Origin of the sequence: Mesorhizobium sp. LNJC394B00, assembly GCF_000502555.1 — a bacterium.
Lineage (GTDB): Bacteria > Pseudomonadota > Alphaproteobacteria > Rhizobiales > Rhizobiaceae > Mesorhizobium.
In genome coordinates, this window is sequence record NZ_AYWH01000005.1 from 47,526 (window position 1) to 68,654 (window position 21,129).

Genomic DNA, 21,129 nt, shown 5'->3' on the forward strand with positions numbered 1-21,129 from the left:
GATGAAAAATCTCGCACTTTCCCCGACCGCGAACAGCAGTCAATCCACCGGCAAGCAGCCAACCGTCATGGAGACCATCATGAAACCCCTGTCATATGCCAGGCGCGGCGCGCGCTGGCTGATGGCGGCCGGTATCGCGGTCGCCATGTTCACCCCTGTGGCAAGCCACGCCGAAGATGCAGTCCCGATCACTCCGGAACTGCGGCTCGACCTGGACAATTCAAAAATCGTCAATCCGAGGCCGGAACGGATCGTGCCGTTCTTCACCAAAACAGGCACACAGAGGAGCTGCGACTACGTCGTCTACTCCCTGAGCTTTGGCCTGCGCGGCGACCCGCAAGGCTTTGCCGACCCAAGCTTTTCGGCCAGGCTGAAGAAACTCCAACTCGACTTCAAGGATCAGCTTCCGCACGGTCTTGCGATCGTCAACGTCAACGTGTCCGGCGACGGCACGGATGCGTCTGGCGGACCGCTGCCGGGTGCGACAATCAGCACCTCGGCTAATCCGAACGATACGGCAACGGTCTCCGATTTCCGGATTTCCACCACCGATCTCGACGGCGCCGGGGCTGGCAATGAACGCGTCATCAATTTCAAGATCACCGCCAAGATCGACCATGCGGCGTTTCCTTCGCCGACCATCGTCGACAACCAGGGCATGATCAAGGTGACGCCGGGCGTCGGCACGGGGGCCATCATCCCGTCGCAGGATCCGGGCAAGCCCGACGACGGCGACTACAAGACCGGGGCCAAGACCTCGATCAAGATCGACCTCACCAATTGTGACAAGCGGCCTCCGCCTCCCGACCGGGAATGTTTCAAGGTGGAGCGCGGCACGGTCGATTGCGTGCAAGGCGGCGGCGCGTTCATCTACCACATGCCTGTCGGCCCGGAGATGGGCGGCAAATGGGTGCAGGTATCGACGACGACCCCAGGCATCACCATCATCCCCGACACGCAATTGGTGCCGGCGGGCGGCGGTGTGCTGAACTGGAAGATCGTCGGTGCGTCGCCCGGCGACGTCATCCACCTCATCGTAACCGGCATCGAGACCTATGCCGGCCCGAAGGAGGGCTGGGGACTATGCTGCACGCAGACCATCGACATCGTCATCCCGCGTGACTTGAGATGTCCGCCCAAGGACAAGGAACCGGACCTCAAGGTCGAGAAACGCGCCGACGTGACGCGTTGCACGATGGGCGGCGGCTGCGACTTCACCATCAAGGTCACCAATGTCGGCGACGGGCCGTATCACGGCAAGATCGTGCTCGACGAGGTGACGCTGCCGGCCGGCTCGACTCTGGATTCAGGGCCCAATCCGCCCTGGGTATGCATGCCCGGCGTGACCCCGATGACGTGCACCTATCCGGTGACCACGCTCAATCCGGGGGCCTCCATCAACCTCAAGCTCGGCTTCAAGCCGGCGGGTGGTTGGCAAGGCAGCGCGCTGCGCAACTGCGCCACCTATAACTACGGCGCCAGCGGCAAGCCGCTGTTCGGCAGCCAGCAGAACGATCGCGGCTGTGCCTCGATCCCGATCTGCCGGCGTGGCGACCGCGACCGCGATTGCCGGCCCCCGGTCGACAAGAAGGTCGACCTGATCCTGAAGAAGCGTGCCCGCATCCCGGTCTGCACGCCCGACGGCATCTGCTACTTCGTGATCGACATCATCAACAATGGCAGCGTCCCCTATAATGGGCCGCTGACGGTTATCGACAATTACCCGGGCGGCGCGCCGGTCTCTTCGACCTTCGGCCCGTCTCCGCCCTGGACATGCGGACCGAACGGTCCTGGCCAGTTCCGCTGCGACAATGCCGGCATCGTGCTGATGCCGGGCGCATCGACGCCGATCGTCGTCAAGGCGATCATGCCGGCCGGCTACCAGTCGGATGCGGTCGAGAACTGCGCGGCGCTGAAGCCCGTCCCCGGTGAGGTCGACCTCACCAACAACAAGGCCTGCGCCAAGGAACGCTTCCGTCGTCCCAATGGCGGCAAGCCGACCCTGCGCATAACCAAGGTGTGCAACGGCTCGCTCGCCGGTGCAGCGGTGGTTTCCTGCCGCATCACCGTCATCAGCCTTGGCACCGCTGCCCCCACCGGTCCGGTGCGGGTCAACGATGCTGCCACGCTGATATCGGGTGGCGCGCCGGTCCAGATCCAGACCGTCACACCCGACGGCGCGGAATGGGCCTGCGGAGCGGTTCCGGCCAACGCGCTGTCGTGCCAGATACCCGGCGCCGCGATGACTCCCGGAACATCGAGGCACTTCGATGTGACGGTCTCGGCCAATGGCGCGTTCGAGAACTGCGCACGCGGCTCATACGGCCCGGCCCCTGGAGACGATATCGTCTACCCGATCGGCCAGGCCTGCGCCAAGGGCGGCGGCACGTCCACCGTCAGCGTCAAGAAGACCGGCGATACCGAGTGCCAGCCCGGGCAACCCTGCTCGTTCGAGATCACCATCACCAATGATGGCCAGACCGCCTTCTCCGGTCCGGTCCGCATCGGCGATGCGATCGGGGTGGACGGCCTGGGGCGGCTGCAAGGCGTCGCGATCACCTCGATCGAACCGCCCTTTGGCTGCTCGCCCGAACCGACGACCTTGCCGTTGACCTGCATTGCCAACCTGACGCTCGGCGCCGGGGAAAGCCATGTGCACAAGGTCACCGTGGTCCTTCCCGACGCTCCCCTGGTCAATCTGCGGGGCAACGTCAGCGGCCAGAACTGCGTCGGCGTCTTGTCTCCCGACACCAGGGTGCAAGGCGGCGGCGACGTACTGCCCGGCGACCTGACCAACGTCCAGGGCGATCGCGGCAAGGCCTATGCCTGCCATCCGTTCACCATCAAGCGCGAGGTGAAGAAGGAATGCTCGCCAGGCTTCGTCATGAACGATGCCGGCCGGTGCGTGTGTCCGGAAGGCACGACGTTCCGCAACGGCCAGTGCTCGCCCGACGGCGGCGTCATCATCCAGCCGAAGGATCCGAGGCCCTGCGTGCTGCTCAAGGGCCAGATCCGCACCGAGGATGGACGCTGTGTCTGCCCGCGCGGAACCGAGCTTGAGAACGGCGCTTGCGTCAAGACCGACAAGCCTGGCTGCGCCATCCCCGGTTCGGTCCCGACGTCGGACGGCAATGGCTGCTACTGCCCGGAAGGTACGCATCTCGACCGACAGGCAAATGCCTGCGTGCGCGACAAGCAGAAGCCCGAGCAGTGCAGCATACGCGGCCAGGTTCATGACGCCGATGGCGATTGTGTCTGCCCGCGTGGGACAGAGGAGCGCAATGGAGCCTGCCGGCCGATCCGGCCAAAGCCTGAACAATGCTCGATCCGTGGTCAGATCCAAAACGCCAATGGCGATTGCGTCTGCCCGGACGGCACAGAAGTCAGGGGCAAGGTCTGCCGGCCGATCCGGCCGAAGCCCGAGCAGTGCTCGATCCGCGGCCAGGTCCACGACGCCAACGGCAATTGTGTCTGCCCGCGGGGTACCGAGGTGCAAGGCAATGCCTGCCGGCAGAAGAAGCCTGTGCTGGAACAGTGCGACATACGCGGCCAGGTGCACAACAAGCGCGGCGAGTGTGTTTGCCCGCGCGGCACCCAGGTGATCGACGGCGCATGCCGCAAGCCGAGGCCGCAGGTGGGAGACTGCGCCCCGGGCTCGCAGATGGTCGGCGGCCAGTGCGTGCCGATCATCAGGCGGCGCTGCCCCGAAGGCACCGTTGGTCGGTTCCCGAACTGCAGAGCCATCCGGCAGCAGCCGTCGCTCGACCCGACCCTGTTGCTCAATCCAGGTGTCCTTCAGCAGTTCATACCGAAGCGCACGCCGCAGACGCAGGTACAGCCGCAAAGGGATCCGGCGGCCAACTTCAAGCCATAGGATCTGATACGAGTCAAAATTCAGAACCCCGCCGGAGCGATTCGGCGGGTTTTTTTCGTCAGCGCGATCGGGGTCCGCCGCATCTCGTCGTTGAAATGCCGGTGCAATCTTCCTCGGACACCAGCAAGCCGCTGTCGCCCGACGGTCCCTCGATAAAGCCGTCCAGCGACGTCAGCATGGAAGAGACGGTCTTTCCCGTCTGAGCTCTCCTTTCTGTTTTCGCCAATTGGGCCATAACCGGAAGCGAGGCCGAGCAGGTAAGGCATCAGCCGAGGCCGCTCCTAGCACAACAAATACCGACTTTCCCTTTTCGGGATCATGGTCTAGGCAGACGTTTGGATCGCGCCCGCAAACAGGGCGCCCAAAGGGGCCGCATCATGAGCAGGAAGACCCTGATCGCGCCATCGGTGCTGGCGTCGGATTTCTCGAAGCTCGGCGACGAGGTCGAGGCGGTGACGGCGGCCGGCGCCGACTGGATCCATCTCGACGTCATGGACGGGCATTTCGTGCCCAACATCACCTTCGGCCCGCCGGTGATCAAGGCCATCCGCAACCGCACCAAGGCCTTTTTCGACTGCCATTTGATGATTGCGCCGGCCGATCCTTATCTGGCCGCCTTTGCCGATGCCGGCTGCGACGGCATGACCGTGCATGCCGAGGCCGGACCGCATCTCGAACGCTCGCTTCAGACCATCAAGGGTCTCGGCAAGAAGGCCGGCGTATCGCTCAATCCGGCGACGCCGGAAAGTGCGATCGAATATGTGCTCGACCGGCTTGACCTGATCCTGATCATGACCGTCAATCCGGGTTTCGGCGGGCAGGCCTTCATCCCGGCCATGGTCGACAAGGTCAAGCGGGTGAAAGCGCTGATCGGAAACCGGCCGATTCGCATCGAGATCGACGGCGGCGTGTCGCCGGAAACTGCCCCCCTTGTCACATCAGCCGGCGCCGATGTGCTGGTGGCAGGCGCCGCCATCTTCAAGGGCGGCAGCGTCGAAGCCTACCGGGCCAATATAGAAGCCATCCGAACCGCGGCCGACCGGGCTGCCGGCTGACATCAGTTCCAGGGCAAGTTCCCGGCTGGTCGGTTCTCCTCGGCCTGATCTCCCTGCCTGATCCTTCGATCTCCCAAGAAGCCGTCAACGGGTGGCAGCCGCAAGGGCATCGCGGCACGCGACAGGATCGCGGCATCCGGCACTAGTTTTGGCCCATAAACCTAGTGGATAACTGCCGAAGGGATCTGCATGCGGGGAGAGGTCAATCCGGCGGCATGACGCGCGTTAAGACAAAATTATCCGTATTCGGGATCTCGAAGCTGTTTCTCGAGGGCACCTGCCATGCTGGGAGACAAACTTTCTTCAGAAGAACAAGTTTTTCACGATTTTAGTTACTTCCGGCGGATAAGATGCGGTCAACCTTCCTCTTTAAGTCGAATATCGTGATCTTTCGCTTGAGGGGCGGATGCCTTAGGAGCTACAGTAGATTCACACGGGAAATCGTTTGCTTCGCGAACGGGCTAGCGGAGCTTGGGAGAGCTACAGGAGTCATATTGACCTACGGATCTGCCGATGTGAGCGAAGGCGCGGGACCCAAGAGCACACTCGCTAGTACGGTCTATCAACAGCTTCGCGACGATCTCCTGCGCGGCGTGTTTGAAAGTGAAAGCAAGCTTCGTGTCGAATGGGTGGTTTCCCGTTACGGCGCCGGCGCCTCACCGGTTCGCGAGGCCCTCAACCGACTTGCTTCGGAGGGTCTGCTCGGCCGCCACGACCAGCGCGGTTTCTTCATCATGCCGGTCAGTGCCCCGGAACTTGAGGAATTGACGCGCACTCGCTGCTGGCTGGAAGAGCGGGCCCTGCGTGAATCCATTGCCAACCGCACCGGCGAATGGGAAGAGCAGCTCGTGCTGGCCTTGCATCGCCTGGCGCGTGCCCCGCGCCGCTTGCCGGAGGATCCGTCCTCGAACAATCCGGAATGGGAAAAGCTGCACCGCGCCTTCCATCGGGCACTGATCGCAGGCTGCCGCTCGCATTGGCTGACCGGCTTTTGCGACCAGCTTTCGGATCAGGCCTCCCGCTACCGGCTGATCTCCCAGGACGGCAGCGAGCGCGACGAAATCAGTGAACATCGGCTGATTGCGGAGCGCACGGTGGATGGCGATGCCGATGGCGCCGTTGAAGCCCTCCTCAGCCACTACCGTCTGACGGCAGCCATGTGCATGGAGCGCTTCAACGACAGCGGCGATCCACGCGTGAGCGCCACCAAGGCGCTGCGCAGTCGCAGATAGAAGCGCTTCCGGTCCGCTATCCAAAATCCGCCCGCTATCCAAAATCGCCCGTTATCCAAGTCCGCTTGCCTTCATCTGATCGGCGGCAAACCCGATTTCACGTTTTTGCCGGACGGAGGCGAAATCGTTTCCTTTGTTCCAAGGCCATGCGCTAGAGCCGGATGAATTTCAGGCCGAATCGACCTGGAATCATCCGGCTCTAAATCAAAGGGTAGAGCATGATGTCCTCCGAAAACCGCTTCACACTTTTCGGCATCATGCTCTAGGGAAGGCGCATGACCAATCACCTGTTCGACGCGTTCCGCAGCCGGATTTCAGCCTCCGAGCGCATCCTGATGGCGACCGATGACGGACGCGCGATCGCCTATGGCGACATGCTGGCGCAATCGGCACAGCTGGCACATGCGCTGAGGCATTTCGGCGTCGAGCCGGGCGACCGCGTTGCCGTGCAGGTCGAAAAAAGCCCCGAATGCATTTTCCTTTACCTCGCCTGCCTGCGCGCCGGCGCGGTCTTCCTGCCGCTCAACACCGCCTACACGCTGGCCGAACTCGGCTATTTCTTCGGTGATGCCGAGCCGCGGGCTGGTCGTCTGCGACCCGGCCCGCGCCGGCGCTATCGCGCCGTTGGCGCAGGCGTCGGGTGCTGCCACCTTCACGCTTGGCAGCAATGGTGAGGGCTCGCTGACCGAACTGGCGGCACAACAGCCCACGGATTTCGACGCCGTGGCGCGCGGGCCGGACGATCTGGCCGCAATCCTTTACACATCGGGCACCACCGGACGCTCCAAGGGCGCCATGCTCAGCCACGAAAACCTGGCCTCCAATGCGCGCGTGCTGGTCGAGCAATGGCGTTTCACCGGGGATGACGTGCTGATCCATGCCCTGCCGATCTTCCACACGCATGGCCTGTTCGTCGCCACCAACGTCACCCTGATGGCCGGCGCCTCGATGCTGTTCGAGCAGAAGTTCGACGGCGCCCGCATCGTCTCGCTCTTGCCGCGCGCGACAGTGCTGATGGGCGTGCCGACCTTCTATACAAGGCTCCTGCAGCAGGACGGGCTGGATGTCCAGGCGGCGAAGAACATCCGCCTGTTCGTTTCCGGCTCGGCGCCGCTGCTCGCCGAAACGCACAAGGCCTGGCGCGAGCGCACCGGCCACGACATTCTCGAGCGCTACGGCATGACCGAGACCAATATGAACACGTCGAACCCCTATGAGGGCGAGCGTCGGGCCGGCACGGTCGGTTTCCCGCTGCCCGGCGTTTCGCTGCGCATCGCCGACCCTGACAGCGGCGATGCGCTTGGCCAGGGTGAAGTCGGCATGATCGAGGTCAAAGGTCCGAATGTCTTTTCCGGCTATTGGCGCATGCCGGAAAAAACCAAGGCGGAGTTTCGCAAGGACGGCTTCTTCATCACCGGCGACCTCGGCATCATCGACGCGGACGGCTACGTCCACATCGTCGGCCGCGGCAAGGATCTCATTATCTCCGGCGGCTACAACATCTATCCCAAGGAGATCGAGAGCGAGATCGACGCGGTTGCCGGCGTCTTGGAAAGTGCCGTCATCGGAATTGCCCATCCCGATTTCGGCGAAGGCGTCACCGCTGTCGTGGTGCGTGCGCCGGCATCGCAGATCACCGGGGCCGAGATCGTTGGCGCCATTGCCGACCAGCTGGCCAAATACAAGCATCCGAAGCAGGTGATCTTCGTCGACGAGCTCCCGCGCAACACGATGGGCAAGGTGCAGAAGAACCTGCTGCGCGAGACCTACAAGGGTCTCTACGGCTAATCCATAGCCGGCTAATGTCTTTGCCCAAGCGCTTCGCCTGGACATCTCTGTTCGCGGTTCGGCAGTGGCGCCTTTTACCTGCGCGGCTTTTTCACCCGAGTGCTGGAACCCCACAAAGCGCGGTTCAGCAGGCTGCGTTTGCGCTTGCGCGGGATGAGGTCGACGTCGCTGACGAGCTTGGCGCCGCCCTCCCGCCGCTCCAGGGTGATCTTGCGGCTGTGGAAGGCTTCGAGCTCCGCACGATGCGCCACGCTGATGATGGTGACGTCAGGCAGTTCGCGGATCACCGTCAACATCATCGTGTCCTGGCTCTTCTCGTCGAGCGCCGAAGTCGCTTCATCCAGCACCACGATATCGGGGCGATGCAGCAGCAGGCGCGCGAAGGCGAGGCGTTGCTTTTCGCCGCCCGACAGCGTCTGGTCCCATGGCGCCTCTTCCTTGATCCTGCCGGTGAGATAGCCAAGCCCCACCTTGTCGAGGGCAGCCTTGATTTGCTTGATGGTCCACTTGTCCGCCGCCGCGGGATAGGCGACCGCGCGGCGAAGCGTTCCGGAAGGGATGTAGGGGCGTTGCGGCAGCATGAACAGGCGCCTGTCGGTGTGGAAATTGACGCTGCCGCCGCCCCATGGCCACAGGCCCGCGACGGCCCGCACCAGCGTCGACTTGCCTGAACCGGATTCGCCTGAAACCAGCACCCGCTCGCCCGGCTCGATAACGACCTCGGTTTCCTTGACTACGGAGGTGCCGTCGTCGAGTGTCACGGAAAGATTGTCGAGGCTGAGGATGGCGCCGTCTTCCGCTTCGCCCCGGTTGATGCGTCCGAGCGCATCGCTCTGCTCGGCGCGCTCGAGCCCGTCGAGCGACATCATCAGCGAGGCAATGCGCCGCGCGGAGGCGTTCCAGTCGGCGAGGCGCGGATAGTTGTCGACCAGCCAGCCGAACGCGCCTTGCACGATGCCAAAGGCAGACGCCGCCTGCATCACCTCGCCAAGCGTCATCGAGCCTTCGAGGAATTTTGGCGCGCACAAAAGGATCGGCACGACCGGCGCAAACAGGCTCGATCCCTGCGACACCGCGGCCGTGCGCATGTGCTGTCCGGTCAGCAGCGCCCATTGCCTCAGCACATGGCCGAAATTCCTGTCGATGCCGCTGCGCTCCTCGTCCTCGCCTCCCAGCAAGGCGATGCTCTCGCCGTTTTCGCGCACGCGCGTCAGCGTGTAGCGCAGTTCGGCCTCCGCCTGGTTCTTCCGCTCGGAGAGCTGGACGAAGTCGCGGCCGATGACCACCATCGAGGTCGAGGTGATGACGGCATAGATGATCGCGGTGATGACCAGAAAGCCGGGAATGGTGATGCTCTCGCCGCCGATCGGCAGGGTGAGCGCGCCGCCGATGGTCCACAGCACGACGATAAAGGTAGAGGCCGACAGGAATGCGTTGAGGACGCCGGCAGTGAAATCGACCGGCGACTCGGTGGCGATACGCAGATCCTCGGTCATGCGTGCCTCGGGGTTCTGGTGATCGCCGCCCACGAGGTTCAGCTGGTAGTAGCGGCCGTTTGCCAGCCAGCGCGCGACGACCCCGGTGGTCAGCCAGGAACGCCAGCGGCGCTGGATCGTCATGCGCAGATAGACCTGCGCGACGACAAGGCTGCCGCTGCAGATCACCAGCGGCACGAATACGGCGCTGAGGAGATAGACTGTGCGGGCGTTGCGCTGCTCGAGGGCATCGAACATCGAGCGGTTCCAGACGTTGATGCCATACTGGAAACCGATGTTGATGCAGATCAGCAGCAGCACTCCGATCGTCAAAGGCCAGGCGAGCTTGTCGCCATGCCTCCCCCAATAGCCGCGCCCGCTGATCCAGAAACGCCGCAGCAGATATTTTTTGCGCGCCTGCTCGGCCTGCTCGGGCGTCAGCTTGGGATCGGGTTCGACGGCATCCGGCGGCGGCGCAGCCTCGCCAACGGGCTCGGACGCGGCTTCGGCGGCCGATGCTTTTTTCTCGCGCGGCGTGTCCTCGCGCGGTCCATCTCCGCGCGTTTGCCGTGACGGCTTTTCCCGACGCGACTTCGGGGCATCGCGCGCTTCGATGCCGTCGGCCGGTTCCGATTTGGGTTTTGCCTCGGACATATGCCCCGACAACGACCTCCATATCAAAAGGTTTCATGGTATGCGCCTGCCCGACGTTTCAGGAACGCCCGTCATTGCGGATATAAAAGCCCAACGACATGTTCTGCGATGGCGAGGCTGGCGGTAAGGCCAGGGCTCTCGATNTCTCGATGCCGAACAGATTGACGATCTGACCGCCCCCGTGGTCAGCCGGTCCCCGGATGACGAAGTCGGCGGCCGGCTGGCCTGGACCGGACAGTTTCGGCCTGACGCCGGCATATGCCGGTTGCAGGGCGCCGTCCGCCAGGCCGGACCAGTAGCGCCTGATTTCGTCGTAGAAGGCAGCGCCTCGTGCGGGATCGACGGTATAGTCGACGCGATCGATCCATTCGACATCCGGGCCAAAGCGCGCGCTCCCCGACATGTCGAGGGTCAGATGCACGCCGAGGCCGCCATGGACTGGCACCGGATAGATCAGCCGCGAAAAGGGCGAGCGACCGGAAAGCGCGAAATAATTGCCGCGCGCCAGCCACAGCGGCGGAACACGGTCTTGCGGGAGGCCTTCGATGCGGCCGGCGAGCGCCTGCGCGTCGAGGCCGGCGGCGTTGATGAAGGCGCCGGTCTTCAAGGTGAAACCCTCGCCATCGGCGTCGCGCGTGTCGATCCGGATGCCGTCGGCTTCGATGCTCGCGCCTGAGACAACGGTGAGCAAGGCGAAAGATGCGCCGGCCGCTTCCGCGTCTCCACGCAATGACAGCATCAGCGCCTGGCTGTCGACGATGCCGGTCGACGGCGACAGCAGCGCGCCGGCGCAGCTCAGCGCCGGTTCCAGGCTTTCGGCCTCTGCGCGCGTCAAAAGCTTGAGGTCACCGACTCCGCATTGCGCCGCGTTGATCTGGATCGCCTGCAGTTTGTCCAACTGGTCGGGTTCGACGGCGACGATCAGCTTGCCGGTGCGATGATGGGCGACGTCGTGCTCGCGGCAATAGGCATAGAGACGCTCGCGGCCGTTGACGCAGAGACGGGCCTTCAGGCTGCCCGGCGTATAATGAAGCCCGGCATGGATGACTTCCGAATTGCGCGAACTGGTGCCGGTGCCGATGGCTGCGGCCTTCTCGACCACCAGCACCTCGCGGCCCGACAGCGCCAGCGCGCGGGCAATGGCGAGGCCGACAACACCGGCTCCGGCGACAACGCAGTCGACATCATGCATGGGTGGACTTTAGCGCGGACTGTCCGCGCCTGCAAAAACCTTGTCGCCGCCGATCCAGACGCCGTTGACGTCGAGGGCGTCCGACAGAGCGACGATATCGGCAGCCGTGCCACTGGCGAAGCGGCCGAGCCGGTGGGCCTGGCCGACCGCCTGCGCCGGATAGAGCGAGGCCATGCGCAACGCTTCCGACAGGTCCAGCCCGACGATCCTGTGCATGTAGCGGACGGCCGAGATCATATCGAGATCGGCGCCGGCCAGCGTGCCGTCGGCCAGCCGCAGACTGCCATCCTTGCGATAGATGATGCGGCCGTTGAGGGTGAACGACGTCATGTCGGTGCCGATCGTCGCCATGGCGTCGGTGACCAGCACGATCCTGCCCGGCCCCTGCTTGGCGCGCAGCGCGATTGCCATGGTGGCGGGATCGACATGGATGCCGTCGGCAATGATCCCGGCCGACAGACTGCCTATGTCGATGGCCGCACCCGCCAGCCCCGGCTCACGGTTGCCGATCTGGCTCATGGCGTTGAACAGATGTGTGACCACGCTGGCGCCCGCGTCGGCAAAGGCTCTGGCCATGGCATAGCCGGTATCGGAATGGCCGAGGCTGACGACGATGCCGGCCTTGGCCAAAGCCGCAACACGGGCGGGCTCGACGGATTCGGGCGCGATCGTCGTCAGCAGCACCGGCAGGTTTTTGCGTGCCGCGACCAGCGCCGCTTCATCCGCATCCGTCATCGGCCGGATCAGCGCCGGTTCATGCGCGCCCTTGCGGGCGACGGAGAGATGCGGTCCCTCGAGATGCAGGCCGAGAAACCCCGGCAGTTTTTGCCGTGCCGCCTCGGTGCCGGCGGCAATGGCCGCGGCGGTGATGTCAGGCGTATCTGTGATTAGCGTCGGCAGCAGTGCGGTCGTGCCGAACGGCGCATGCGCCCGGCAGATTGTTGCCAGCGAGGCGACATCGGGATGGTCGTTGAGCATGACGCCGCCGCCGCCATTGACCTGCAGGTCGACAAAACCCGGCACCAGCATGCCGCCCCCGGCGTCGATGCGGGCAACGCCCGACGGAATGGCGCCGACGGGATGAATGCCTTCGACCACATCGCCGTGCACGACAAGGGCGGCGTTGTCATGCCAGTCGTCGCCATCGAAAATTCGGGCGCCAGTCAGGGCAAAACGGTCGCTCATACGGTTTCCGTCACCTTGCGCAGATTGCGCGGTACGTCCGGATCGAGGCCGCGATGGCGGGCGAAGGCTTCGACGAAGCCGTAGAAGGAGACGATCAGCGTCAGCGGGTCGGTCAAGGGATGACCGGTGGCGACATGCGGCAGCCGCGCCGCGCTCTTGGCTTTGTCCGAGGTTACAAAAACTGCTGCACCCTTGCCGGCAAGGTTGTCGGCAGCCTCTGCCACGGACGGCTCGGAGGCATCGCGGGCGGCGAGCGCCAGCACCGGGAAGCCTGGCCCGACCAGCGCCAGCGGGCCGTGCATCACTTCGGCGGCGCTATAGGCCTCGGCATGCATGCCGCAGGTCTCCTTGAATTTCAGCGCCGCCTCGTCGGCCATCGCCGCCGACGGGCCACGGCCGAGGATGAACAGCGATTGCGGCGTCTCCAACGCGCCGGCCAGCGCCATCCAGTCGCAGGCGATCGCCTTGCTGAAATGCTCGGGCAGGCGGGCAAGGGCGGCCAGCAGTCTGTCGTCGCCGGTGCAATGCGCCATCAGCGCCAGGCCGGCGACCGCCGAATTGACGAATGTCTTGGTCGCCGCGACGCTGCGCTCGGGGCCGGCCAGAATGTCGATGGCAAAATCCGAAGCCCGCGCCAGCGGCGAATCGGCGGTGTTGGTGATGGCGACGGTGAGCGCACCGCCGGCCCGTGCCGTCTCGGCCATGGCGACGATGTCAGGGCTCTTGCCGGATTGCGAGATGGCGAGGCAAGCGGAACCGGCGAGCTTGAGCTTGGCGCCGTAGATCGAGGCGATCGACGGACCGACCGATGCCACGGCCAGGCCGGCGGTCAGTTCGACGGCATATTTCATGAAGGTGGCGGCATGGTCGGACGAACCGCGCGCGACGGTAACGACGAAGCTCGGATCGCGCTCGCGAATGCCGCGTCCGGCCTCGGTCAGCACCGCCGCCGAGCCATCGAGCAGACGCGCGACGGCTTGCGGAATTTCGTCGATCTCGCGCCGCATATGGGTGGTCTTGGGGATCATGGTCGGCCCTCTTCGCTCGGCCCTGTCAGGCGCAGTTCGGCGACGAAATCATAGGCGTCGCCGCGGTAGATGGAGCGGGTGAACTCGATCACCTTGCCGCTCGCGAGATAGGAAATGCGTTCGATGTGCAGGCCGGCAATGCCGGATGGCACTTCGAGCAGACGCGCATCGGCGTCGCCGAGATTGGCGGCGGAAATGCGCTGCACCGCCCGCACCGGCCGGTTGCCGGTCAGTTGCAGCGCCGCATAGAGTGACGAGCCTATCCCGGCCGGATCCGGCAGCACGCTGGCCGACAACGAGGCGCGCTCGATGGCCAGCGGCGTGTCGTTTGCGATGCGCAGGCGCGCCACGCGCGCCACCAGCTCGTTCGAGGACAGGCCGAGCACCATCATCTCGTCGGGCGAGGGCGGGTAGAGGTCGCGGTCGAGCCAGGCTGAACGCACCGCCATGCCGCGCCTTGCCATGTCCTCGGTGAATGAAGTGAGCCTGGACAGCGACTGCTCGACGCGCTCCATGCGCGGCGCCACGAAGGTGCCGGAGCCGTGGCGCTGCACGAGGATGCCGCCCTTGACCAGGTCCTGCACCGCCTTGCGGACGGTGACGCGCGAAATGTCGGCCTTGGTGGCGATGTCGCGCTCGGAAGGCAGCGCATCGCCCGGCCCGATCAGGCCGCGATTGACGGCGTCCTCGATGCTTTTCCTGAGCTGCAGGTAGAGCGGGGCGCCGCTCTGCGACGACTGCCTCAGCGTGGCGAAGATCTGGTCGGCGGCATCGCTCATCGCGTCGCCTCCGCTTTGACGAAGATGCGGGCCGCCATCTGCACGGCGCCGCCCAGCGCATCGTCGAGCGGTGCTTTCAGCAGCGCCTGGTAGCGCTGGGAAAGGCGCGGCCCATAGAGCGGCGCCAGCCCGCCGAGCAGGCAGAGCGGGGCGTCATCAGAGAGGTCGAGCGCGTGGAGCGACGCCTCGACATCGGCAACCGACTTGTCCACGATCCAGTTGGCGACGCTGTCGCCCTTCTCGGCATGCTCGAAAACCTTGGGCGCGAAGCCGCCGAAATCGCCGGGCTTGGCATTGGTGGTGAACTCGACCACGTCTTCGGGATTGTTGCGGAAAATGGCCATCATGCTGTCGGTCAGGGCTGAGCGCGGGCGGACGCCGTCATGGGCGAGCAGCGTCTGCTCCAGCAGGTCGCGGCCGATGCGGGCGCCGCTGCCCTGATCACCGACCTGAAAGCCCCAGCCGCCGATGGCGCGCGACGTGCCGCCCTTGCGCGCCATATAGGCGGTGCCGGTGCCGAGGATAGCCATGGCGCCGTCACCAGAGCCGACTGCCCCTTCGAGCGCGATCTCGGCGTCCGTCTCGACGCGGCTGATGCTGAACGGCAGGATTGCTTCAAGCTGCTGGCGGTAGGTGCCGACATTGGCGCCGGCAAGGCCGAGAATGGCTGGTGTCTGCGGGATCAGGTCCGGATCTTGCCCGGCGGCGATGAAGGCCTGACGAGCAGCCTCGACGATGTGGGTGCGAGCGCCGGTGAGATCGGTGCGGATGTTGGCGGCGCCGCTTTTGGCACGGCCAATGACAACGCCATCGCCTGTCGCAAGGGCTGCCCTGCAGCTGGTGCCGCCGCCGTCGATACCGAGCACGAATTTCACGCGATGTCTCCTCCGGGCGGATAATACCAATAAAATACCAATAGCCAAGGGATTAATTTCCGTTTCAAAAAGATTAAGGCGTATCAGGTTGAAAATCCGGGAATTTTGCCGGCTCAACGCTTTCCAGTTCGCAATTTCGTTAATGCGTGTGGACAAGTGGTATTTTTTTGGTATTGTCCTTCCATCGGAGGGACAGGGATGGCCGAACCGCGCACCGAAGCGCTTCACAGCAATGCCGAGGGACTGGACATCCAGGCCCCGGACGCCATCCTTTCTTCTTTGGTCAATGCGCAGATCGAGGCCGCCAAGGCTGTGCGCGACGCCATTCCCGCCATCGCCGCCGCAGCCGAAATCATCGCCGGGCGGCTGAACGGCGGCGGCAAGCTCGCCTATGCTGCGGCCGGCAGCTCCGGCCTGATGGCGCTGGCCGACGCGCTGGAGTTGCCCGGCACCTTCGGCATCAAGCGCGAACGCATCGCCATCCTCATCGCCGGTGGCGACGACGCTTTCAAGACCCTGGCCGGCGGACCGGAAGACGACACCGACGAAGCCTCGACGGCAATTGCCGGCGCCGGCATCGGCAAGGGCGACTGCCTGATCGCGATTTCGGCCAGCGGCTCGACGCCCTATGCGGTGCAGGCGCTGAAGGATGCGCGCAGCCGGGGCGCGGCAACCATCGCCATTGCCAACAACAAGGACACGCCCCTGCTCAGGCTGGCCGACGTCGCCATCCTGCTCGAGACGCCACCGGAGGTGATTGCCGGCTCGACGCGCATGGGCGCCGGCACTGCCCAGAAGATCGCGCTCAACATGCTGTCGACGCTTACCGCCATTCATCTCGGCCATGTCCATGACGGCTACATGGTCAATCTCACCGCCGACAACATCAAGCTGCGCGACCGCGCGGCTCGCATCGTCGCCGCTATCAGCGGCCGCGACCGGCAAGACGCCGTGCGGCTGCTCGAAGCGAGCGGCGGCGTCGTCAAGAGAGCCATTCTGCTCGCCGCCGGCGCTGCCAACGCCGTTGCGGCCGAGAAGATACTGGAAGGGACCGGCCAGAAGCTGCGGCCGGCCCTTTCCGCGATCGAGGGGAACAAGGGCGCGAAGGCCCCTGTTCTCAAAACCGAACCTGAAAAAGGTCAACAGGGAGACTAGCATGACAACGAAATTACTGACGGCACTGCTTCTCGGCACCAGCATTCTCGGCACCGCCGGGTTGGCTCACGCCGATGACGTAACGCTCAATATCGAAAGCTGGCGCGGCGACGACCTTGCCATCTGGAAGGACAAGCTGATCCCGGCTTTTGAGGCCAAGAACCCGGGCATCAAAGTGGTGTTCGCACCGTCGGCGCCGACCGAGTATGACGCCGCACTCGGCGCCAAGCTCGCCGCCGGCTCGGCTGGCGACCTGATCACCTGCCGCCCGTTCGACAAGTCGCTCGAACTGTTCAAGAAGGGCAACCTTGCCGACCTGTCGGCGCTGCCCGGCATGGAAAACTTTTCGCCCGTTGCCAAGGCCGCCTGGCAGACCGACGACGGCAAGGCGAGCTTCTGCGTGCCGATGGCCTCGGTCATTCACGGCTTCATCTACAACAAGGACGCCTTCGACAAGCTCGGCCTCAAGGTGCCGACGACGCGTGACGAGTTCTTCGCCGCGCTCGACAAGATCAAGGCCGACGGCACCTACATCCCGATGGCCATGGGCACCAAGGACCTATGGGAAGCCGCGACCATGGGCTATCAGAACATCGGTCCGAACTACTGGAAGGGCGAAGAGGGCCGCGCAGCGCTGATCAAGGGCGACCAGAAGCTGACCGACAAGGACTGGGTTGCTCCCTATGAGGAACTGGCCAAGTGGAAGCCTTATCTCGGCGACGGCTTCGAGGCCCAGACCTATCCGGACAGCCAGAACCTGTTCACGCTTGGCCGCGCCGCCATCTACCCGGCGGGATCGTGGGAGATCGGCCTGTTCAACACCCAGGCGCAGTTCAAGATGGGCGCCTTCCCGCCGCCGGTCGAGAAGGCCGGCGACACCTGCTACATCTCCGACCATACCGATATCGGCATGGGCCTGAATGCGGCGTCGAAGAATGCCGACGCGGCCAAGACCTTCCTGTCCTGGGTCGCCTCGCCGGACTTCGCCACCATCTACGCCAACGCACTGCCGGGCTTCTTCAGCCTGAATTCCACCCCGGTGAAGATGGAAGACCCGCTGGCGCAGGAATTCGTCTCCTGGCGCGACAAGTGCAAGTCGACGATCCGCTCGACCTACCAGATCCTGTCGCGCGGCACGCCGAACCTCGAGAACGAAACCTGGGTTGAATCGGCCAACGTCATCAATGGCACCGACACGCCGGAAGCTGCCGCCAAGAAGCTGCAGGACGGCCTCGACAGCTGGTACAAGCCGGGCAAGTAAGAGCTCAGACAACAGACAGGGCCCCAAGTGGACGGCCCTGCGTTTTTCGACAGCATCATCGACTGCGAACGACGGCGCCGCCCCTCATCCGCCTGCCGGCACCTTCTCCCCGTATAGTGACGGGGAGAAGGATCAGCCGAAACGCAGGCGCCCCCTCTCCCCCCGTCCTTCACGGGGAGAGGGTAAGGGTGAGGGGCAGCGCTGCCGTCGAAGGCATTGCTAAACCTGATCGGCGGGGACCGCACTCATGGCCGCACAAACACGACCGAAACGACCGTTCCGCTGGCATATCGGCGTCTTCCTGGCGCCGGCGCTGCTGGTCTATACGGCGATCATGATCCTGCCGCTGGCCGGCACCTTGCAGCTGTCGCTGTTCCGCAACGTCGAGCAGCATCAGGTGTTCGTTGGCTTCACCAACTTCCGTACGTTGTTCGGCGACCCCAACTGGTCGGTGGGTTTCTGGAACGCGCTGAGGAACAACACCTGGTTCTTCATCATCCACATGGTGGTGCAGAACCCGATCGGCGTGCTTCTGGCCGCACTTCTTTCCAGCCCGAGGCTGAGGTTCGCCGCCTTCTACCGCACCGCGATCTTCGTGCCGACCATCCTGTCCTTCGTCATCGTCGGCTTCGCCTGGAAACTGATCCTGTCGCCGTTATGGGGAGTGGCGCCGCATCTGATGGACCTGGTCGGCTTGAAAAGCCTGTTCACGCCGTGGCTGGGCAAGGAACGATATGCGCTGACCGCGCTCAGCCTGATCTCGGTGTGGCAGTTCGTCGGCATCCCGATGATGCTGATCTATGCAGCCCTTTTGTCGATCCCCGAAGAGGTGATCGAGGCGGCCGAATGTGACGGCATCACCGGCATGTCGCAGTTCTGGAAGATCAAGCTGCCGCTGATCCTGCCGTCGATCGGCATCATCTCGATCCTGACCTTCGTCGGCAATTTCAACGCCTTCGACCTGATCTACACCGCGCAAGGGGCGCTCGCCGGCCCGAACTATTCGACCGATATTCTGGGCACTTTCCTCTACCGCGCCTTCTTCGGCTTTCAGCTGCAGACCGGCGATCCCAATATGGGCGCGGCGATCGCCACGATGATGTTCCTGATCATCCTCGGCGGCGTCTGCGTCTACCTGTTCCTCGTCCAGACGCGCCTGCGTCGCTACCAGTTCTGAGGGGCGAGATGTCGAGCTTGAACACCCCCCTCTGGCCTGCCGGCCATCTCCCCCGCAAGGGGGGAGATTGGCAGCTCTGGCCTTGCCGCTCGTCTTGCAACGTTGGCGATTGGCGAAAGCAGTCGCGGCATCTGATCTCCCCCCTTGCGGGGGAGATGTCCGGCAGGACAGAGGGGGGTGCCTTGGTGCCGACCTCAACAGTCATCGCTCGTCAGGAGACCTTCCAATGAGCACCGCCACCCGTTCGCTGCCCCGCACCATCGGCGCCCACACGATCCTGCTGACCTATACGGCGATCGCACTGTTTCCGGTGATCCTGGTGATCATGAATTCGTTCAAGTCCCGCGCCGGCATCTTCAGCGAACCGCTGACGCCGCCGACGCCAAAAACCTTCGACCTGATCGGCTATACCACCGTGATCGGGCAGGGCGACTTCATCCACTATTTTCAGAACAGCCTCGTCGTCACCGTCGCCTCGCTGTTCTTCGTGCTTCTGTTCGGCGCGATGGCGGCGTTCGCGCTATCGGAATACCGCTTTCGCGGCAACACGCTGATGGGGCTTTACCTCGCGCTCGGCATCATGATCCCGATCCGGCTCGGCACCGTCGCCATCCTGCAATTGATGGTGGCGAGCGGGCTGGTCAACACGCTGACGGCGCTGATCCTGGTCTACACCGCGCAGGGGCTGCCGCTGGCCGTCTTCATCCTGTCGGAATTCATGAAGCAGGTGTCCGACGATCTGAAGAATGCCGGCCGCATCGACGGCCTGTCGGAATACACCATCTTCTTCCGGCTGGTGCTGCCGCTGGTGCGGCCCTCGATGGCGACGGTCGCCGTCTTCACCATGATCCCGATCTGGAATGACCTGTGGTTCCCGCTGATCCTGGCGCCGTCGGAAGAGACCAAGACGGTGACGCTCGGCGCGCAGCTTTTCCTCGGCCAGTTCGTCACCAACTGGAACGCCATCCTGGCGGCACTCTCGCTGGCGATCATGCCTGTGCTGACCCTCTACGTCATCTTCTCGCGGCAGCTGATCCGCGGCATCACATCCGGAGCCGTCAAGTGAGCGGAGCCCTACAAATCTCTGCTGGAGCCTTCACCCCACCCGGCGCTGCGCGCCGACCTCCCCATCAAGGGGAGGTAAAAGGTCGTGGCTTCATTCACGACCGCCAGGGGGCGACTTTCGGAGAAGCTTCTTTGGCAGCGAGGGTGTTCGCGCCAGCGTCCTACCTCCCCTCGATGGGGAGGTCGGCGCGAAGCGCCGGGTGGGGTGACACCCTCTCAGCAGGAACAACTGGAACATCTGGAGTAGTTAGGTGACCTCTAAATCGCCCCTTCGTGTCGTCGTCGCCGGGCTCGGCAATATGGGCCGTAGCCATGCGCTGGCCTACCACACTAATCCGGGCTTCGAGATCGCGGCCCTGATCAACCGCTCCGACGTGCCGTTACCGGACGGGCTGTCGGGCTATGGCATCAGGCGCTCCTTCGACGACGCGTTGCGCGATGAAAAGCCGGATGTCGCCTGCATCGCCACCTATTCCGACAGCCATGCCGACTATGCGGTGAAGGCATTCGAGGCGGGCTGCCATGTCTTTGTCGAAAAGCCGCTGGCAACGACGGTCGCCGACGCCAAGCGCGTCGTCGCGGCGGCCAAGGCCAACGGCCGAAAATTGGTGATCGGCTACATCCTGCGCCACCACCCCTCCTGGGTCAGGCTGATCGCCGAGGCGCGCAAGCTCGGCGGCCCTTACGTGTTTCGCATGAACCTCAACCAGCAATCGTCAGGCCCGACCTGGCAGACGCATAAGCAACTGATGCAGACGACCTCGCCGATCGTCGATTGCGGCGTGCACTATCTTGACGTCATGCTGCAGATCACCGACGCCAGGCCGGTCGAGGTGCGCGGCATGGGGCTGCGGCTGACCGAGGAAATCGCGCCGACCATGTACAATTACGGCCATCTGCAGGTGCTGTTCGACGACGGCTCGGTCGGCTGGTACGAAGCGGCCTGGGGACCGATGATTTCGGAAACGGCGTTCTTCGTGAAGGACGTGATGTCGCCCAATGGCTGCGTGTCGATCGTCATGAAGGAAGGTGTGAGGTCGGACGACATCGACACCCACACCAAGACCTCGACCATCCGCCTGCACAGCGCTGCGACGGGTGCGGACGGCAAGTTCGCCAGGCCGGACGAGATGCTGTCGATGGACGGCGAACCCGGCCACCAGGATCTCTGCGACCTCGAACAGGCTTTCGTGCTGAAGGCGATCCGGGAAGACATTGACCTGACCCGCCACATGGACGACGCGGTGAAATCGCTCGCCGTCTGCCTTGCCGCCGATGAGAGCGTGCGCAGCGGCGCCCCAGTTAAGCTCTAGTAGGGCAAACTCTAGAACAAG

Annotated in this window: 13 protein-coding genes and 2 pseudogenes; 9 read left to right on the forward strand and 6 right to left on the reverse strand. The window is 64.1% G+C overall.

The window, feature by feature from the left end; all coding sequences use genetic code 11:
• Nucleotide 1 precedes the first annotated feature (1 nt).
• From X751_RS146395 to X751_RS01000000163930, 4 genes and pseudogenes are all read left to right on the forward strand, one after another.
• A complete protein-coding gene (locus X751_RS146395) occupies nucleotides 2–3,874 on the forward strand; it encodes a hypothetical protein (protein ID WP_023745177.1) in 3,873 nt (1,290 codons plus the stop codon).
• Nucleotides 3,875–4,251: 377 nt separating this feature from the next.
• The gene (gene rpe / locus X751_RS146390; protein WP_023745178.1) at nucleotides 4,252–4,929 is read left to right on the forward strand and encodes a ribulose-phosphate 3-epimerase; all 678 of its coding nucleotides are present in this window, start codon (nucleotides 4,252–4,254) and stop codon (nucleotides 4,927–4,929) included.
• 494 nt (nucleotides 4,930–5,423) lie between these two features.
• Complete coding sequence (locus tag X751_RS146385) at nucleotides 5,424–6,161, forward strand: GntR family transcriptional regulator (protein WP_023668851.1); 738 nt, start codon at nucleotides 5,424–5,426, stop codon at nucleotides 6,159–6,161.
• 275 nt (nucleotides 6,162–6,436) lie between these two features.
• Nucleotides 6,437–7,949: pseudogene (locus X751_RS01000000163930) on the forward strand (malonyl-CoA synthase).
• A gap of 74 nt (nucleotides 7,950–8,023) precedes the next feature.
• On the opposite strand, the gene X751_RS146380 reads toward X751_RS01000000163930, so the two are convergent.
• The 6 genes and pseudogenes from X751_RS146380 to X751_RS146360 all read right to left on the reverse strand — a co-directional run bounded on the left by X751_RS146380 (nucleotide 8,024) and on the right by X751_RS146360 (nucleotide 15,137).
• Nucleotides 8,024–10,078, reverse strand: coding sequence for an ABC transporter ATP-binding protein/permease (locus X751_RS146380; protein WP_023745179.1), 2,055 nt, complete (start codon nucleotides 10,076–10,078; stop codon nucleotides 8,024–8,026).
• A 71-nt stretch (nucleotides 10,079–10,149) separates the two neighbouring features.
• Nucleotides 10,150–11,270, reverse strand: a pseudogene (locus X751_RS01000000163935) (NAD(P)/FAD-dependent oxidoreductase).
• 9 nt (nucleotides 11,271–11,279) lie between these two features.
• Nucleotides 11,280–12,455, reverse strand: a complete 1,176-nt coding sequence (gene nagA / locus X751_RS146375; RefSeq protein WP_023745180.1) for an N-acetylglucosamine-6-phosphate deacetylase — start codon at nucleotides 12,453–12,455, stop codon at nucleotides 11,280–11,282.
• On the reverse strand, nucleotides 12,452–13,483 hold the full coding sequence (locus X751_RS146370; protein ID WP_023668848.1) for an SIS domain-containing protein: 1,032 nt from the start codon (nucleotides 13,481–13,483) through the stop codon (nucleotides 12,452–12,454). The genes nagA and X751_RS146370 overlap by 4 nt, the downstream gene beginning before the upstream one ends.
• On the reverse strand, nucleotides 13,480–14,262 hold the full coding sequence (locus X751_RS146365; protein WP_023668847.1) for a GntR family transcriptional regulator: 783 nt from the start codon (nucleotides 14,260–14,262) through the stop codon (nucleotides 13,480–13,482). The genes X751_RS146370 and X751_RS146365 overlap by 4 nt, the downstream gene beginning before the upstream one ends.
• The gene (locus tag X751_RS146360) at nucleotides 14,259–15,137 is read right to left on the reverse strand and encodes an N-acetylglucosamine kinase (protein WP_023668846.1); all 879 of its coding nucleotides are present in this window, start codon (nucleotides 15,135–15,137) and stop codon (nucleotides 14,259–14,261) included. Before X751_RS146360 ends, X751_RS146365 begins: the two co-directional genes overlap by 4 nt.
• Before the next feature lie 198 nt (nucleotides 15,138–15,335).
• Between X751_RS146360 and X751_RS146355 the strand changes: the two genes are divergently transcribed.
• From X751_RS146355 to X751_RS146335, 5 genes are all read left to right on the forward strand, one after another.
• Nucleotides 15,336–16,292 carry an N-acetylmuramic acid 6-phosphate etherase gene (locus tag X751_RS146355; protein ID WP_023745181.1) on the forward strand — a complete coding sequence of 319 codons (957 nt, stop codon included), beginning with the start codon at nucleotides 15,336–15,338 and terminating at the stop codon, nucleotides 16,290–16,292.
• A gap of 1 nt (nucleotide 16,293) precedes the next feature.
• Entirely contained in the window at nucleotides 16,294–17,553 is a 1,260-nt protein-coding gene (locus tag X751_RS146350) for an ABC transporter substrate-binding protein (RefSeq protein WP_023668844.1), read from the forward strand.
• A gap of 247 nt (nucleotides 17,554–17,800) precedes the next feature.
• Nucleotides 17,801–18,730: a sugar ABC transporter permease gene (locus X751_RS146345; protein ID WP_023707791.1), complete on the forward strand. Its 930-nt coding sequence runs from the start codon at nucleotides 17,801–17,803 to the stop codon at nucleotides 18,728–18,730.
• Nucleotides 18,731–18,956: 226 nt separating this feature from the next.
• Nucleotides 18,957–19,796, forward strand: coding sequence for a carbohydrate ABC transporter permease (locus X751_RS146340; RefSeq protein WP_023745182.1), 840 nt, complete (start codon nucleotides 18,957–18,959; stop codon nucleotides 19,794–19,796).
• 250 nt (nucleotides 19,797–20,046) lie between these two features.
• Nucleotides 20,047–21,108, forward strand: coding sequence for a Gfo/Idh/MocA family oxidoreductase (locus X751_RS146335; RefSeq protein ID WP_023745183.1), 1,062 nt, complete (start codon nucleotides 20,047–20,049; stop codon nucleotides 21,106–21,108).
• The last annotated feature ends 21 nt before the right edge of the window (nucleotides 21,109–21,129 follow it).